The sequence below is a fragment of the Caulobacter sp. HMWF025 genome (genome assembly GCF_003060965.1).
Lineage (GTDB): Bacteria > Pseudomonadota > Alphaproteobacteria > Caulobacterales > Caulobacteraceae > Caulobacter.
Genome location: NZ_QAII01000141.1, coordinates 383 through 3263, shown reverse-complemented (window position 1 = coordinate 3263; position 2881 = coordinate 383). Strand labels below are relative to the sequence as shown.

General features: G+C 71.6%; 2 protein-coding genes and 1 pseudogene. 1 reads left to right on the top strand and 2 read right to left on the bottom strand.

The features are described 5' to 3' along the window. Window positions 1-579: protein NO VEIN domain-containing protein (locus tag DBR10_RS14730; protein WP_158273164.1), on the top strand; the 579-nt coding region annotated here is incomplete at its 5' end. On the opposite strand, the gene DBR10_RS14725 is transcribed toward DBR10_RS14730, so the two are convergent. Both DBR10_RS14725 and DBR10_RS14720 read right to left on the bottom strand, forming a co-directional pair. Next, window positions 576-2183, bottom strand: a complete 1608-nt coding sequence (locus DBR10_RS14725; RefSeq protein WP_108556466.1) for a GMC family oxidoreductase — start codon at window positions 2181-2183, stop codon at window positions 576-578. The two genes, DBR10_RS14730 and DBR10_RS14725, sit on opposite strands and share 4 nt — an antisense overlap. Window positions 2184-2199: 16 nt before the next feature. Next, window positions 2200-2881: pseudogene (locus DBR10_RS14720) on the bottom strand (hypothetical protein); the annotation flags it as partial.

Here is a 2881-nt window from a genome sequence, read left to right as displayed (position 1 = left end):
ATCCTGACCGCCTTCGCCCCGCGCTGGACCTATGCCGAGACGGTGGTCGAGGCGGTCGAGCGCCAGCTGATCGCGCGTCCCGCCCTGTTCGCCGCCGCCGTCCGCCCGGCCGCCCTGTTTGCGCCGGAGGGCTTTGCCCTGCCGGTCGAGAGTCCGCCGCCGGTGTTTGATCCGCGCCAGGTCGAGCCCGGCCCGGCCGCCGGCCGCCTGATCGCCCGCTTCGACCCCGCCGTCCGCGACGCGGCCGACCGCTTCCTCGTCGAGACGGGCCTGGCCGCCGTCCTGGCCCTGGAGCAGCACCGCCTGCGCCATCACGGCCGCCCCGACCTCGCCGCCCGGGTACGGCCCACCGGAGCGGGCGACGCCGCCGGCTGCGACCTGCTCAGCCCGGCGACCGACGGCAGCGTCCAGCGGATTGCCGTCAAGACCACCACCGGCGGTCCGGCCACGCCCTTTGCCCTGACCGACGCCGAACAGGCCCTGTGGACCGACCGCCCCGACGTCTTCCGCCTGTATCGCCTGTACGACCTGGGCCGCGACCTGCGGTTCTACCGGCTGCGCCCGCCGCAACCCCTCTAGCGGGCGTCTTCCAGGATCATCCGCGCCGCCTTTTCGGCGATCATCAGCGTCGGAGAATTGGTGTTGCCCGAGACGATGGCCGGCATCACCGAGGCGTCGGCGACCCGCAGGCCCGCCACTCCCAGCACCCGCAGGCGCGCATCGACCACGGCCGCCGGGTCGTCGGCCAGACCCATCTTCGCCGTCCCGACAGGGTGGAAGATCGTCGTGCCCAGCTCCCGTGCCGCCGCCAGCAGGCCGGCATCGTCATCGACCGCCCGGCCCGGACTCATCTCGTCGGGGCTGTAGCCGGCCAGCGGCGGCCGGGCGACGATGCGGCGGATCAGGCGCAGGGAGTCGATGGCCACCCGCTCGTCCTCCGCCGTCGACAGATAGTTGGGCTGGATCCGCGGCGCGGCGGCCGGGTCCGGACTGCCCGCATGGATGCTGCCCCGGCTGGTGGGGCGCAGGTTGCAGACACTGATGGTGATGGCCGGGAAGGCGTGCAGCGGCTCGCCGAACCGGTCCAGCGACAGCGGCTGGACGTGGAACTGCACATTGGGCGTCGCATAGTCCGGCGAGGTGCGGGCAAAGGCTCCCATGTGCGACGGGGCCATCGACATCGGCCCGCGCCGCAACAGGGCATATTCCAGCGCCATCAGCGGCCGCCGCCACAGCGAGGCATAGTGGGCATTGAGGGTCGCCACCCCCTTCACCCGATAGATCGGCCGGATCTGCAGGTGGTCCTGCAGGTTCTCGCCCACGCCCGGCAGGTGGCGATGTACGGGCAGGCCCAGGGCCGCCAGCCGTTCGCCGTCGCCGATCCCCGACAGCTCCAGCAGGTGAGGGGTGTTCACCGCCCCGGCGGTCAGCACCACCTCGCCGCGACAGCGCGCTTCGCGCGCCTGCCCGCCCTCGGTCCAGGCCACGCCCACGGCCCGGCCGTCTTCGAGGATCACCCGACTGGCCCGCGCCCCGGTGCGCAGCTCCAGATTGGGCCTGGCCAGCACCGGCTTCAGAAACCCCCGCGCCGCGCTCCACCGCAGGCCCGCCCGCTGGTTGACGTTGAAATAGCCCGAGCCCGTATTGTCGCCGCCGTTGAAGTCCGGACTGGCCGGGATGCCCTCCAGCGCCGCCGACCGGGCAAAGGCGTCCAGAACCGTCCAGCGCATGCGCGGATGCTCCACCCGCCACTCGCCGCCCGACTGGTGATGCTCCGATGGCGGCGCAATATGGTCCTCCTGGGCCTTGAACAGCGGCAGGACGTCGTCCCAGCCCCAGCCGGCCAGACCCCGCTGCCGCCAGCCGTCATAGTCGGCCGCCTGGCCGCGCATATAGATCATGGCATTGATCGCCGACGATCCGCCGATCACCTTGCCGCGCGGATAGTTCAGGCTGCGCCCGTCCAGCCCCGGCACCGGCTCGGTGCGAAACATCCAGTCCGAGCGCGGATTGCCGATCGCGAACAGATAGCCGACCGGGATGTGGAACCAGATCCAGTTGTCGCGACCCCCGGCCTCCAGCACCAGCACCCGCCGCGCCGGATTGGCCGACAGCCGGTTGGCCAGCACGCACCCGGCCGATCCCGCGCCGACGATGATGTAGTCGTAGGTCTCGACCGCCACCGATCTGGTCCTCCCGTTACCCGCAGTCGTGCCGCGATTTGGCCTCCGGCGCCAGCGGCGGACGGGCCGCCGAGCGCGCCAGGGTCGGCACGCGGGTCTGAAGGCGCTTGCGCTTCCAGCCGGGCTGGGGAAAGGGCGGATCGGCCGGGGGCCAGGTTCGCAGCCGCTGGCGCATCCCGGTGTCCGGATTGACCACGTCGACGCGCTCGAAGGCGAACTCCTCCAACTTCAGCAGGGTCTGCTCGGTAATGTACTCGGCCGACTGACGGATATTGTCCTCGTTGGTCTCGCCCAGCACGTCGCGGCGGAAGCGATAGACCATCCGCATGAACACCGGATGCACCGCGGCCGGCTTGTGCAGCATCGCCAGAGCCGTAAAGGCGATCATCCGAAACATGGACGCGGTTTCGCGCTCCACCGCCTCGCGCGTCGGGCGCCAGTCGATGAAATGCCCGCCGTCGTCCGGATAGCCCTCCGGAGGCGGCTTCGGCCACGGCCGATTGCCGGGCTCTCCGAGCCCTTGCGGGACGCTCCTGGCGGCGGGGTCGGCGGCACCAGGGGTGTCCGGCCTGTCGGCTGCCGTGACGATCAGCCGGTCCAGCCGCTGGATCAGGGCCGACAGCCGCAGGGCCTCATGGTCGCGCCCGTCATGGATCGCGCTGGCCAGCCGCGTCAGGGCTGCGGCCTTCATCTCGGCC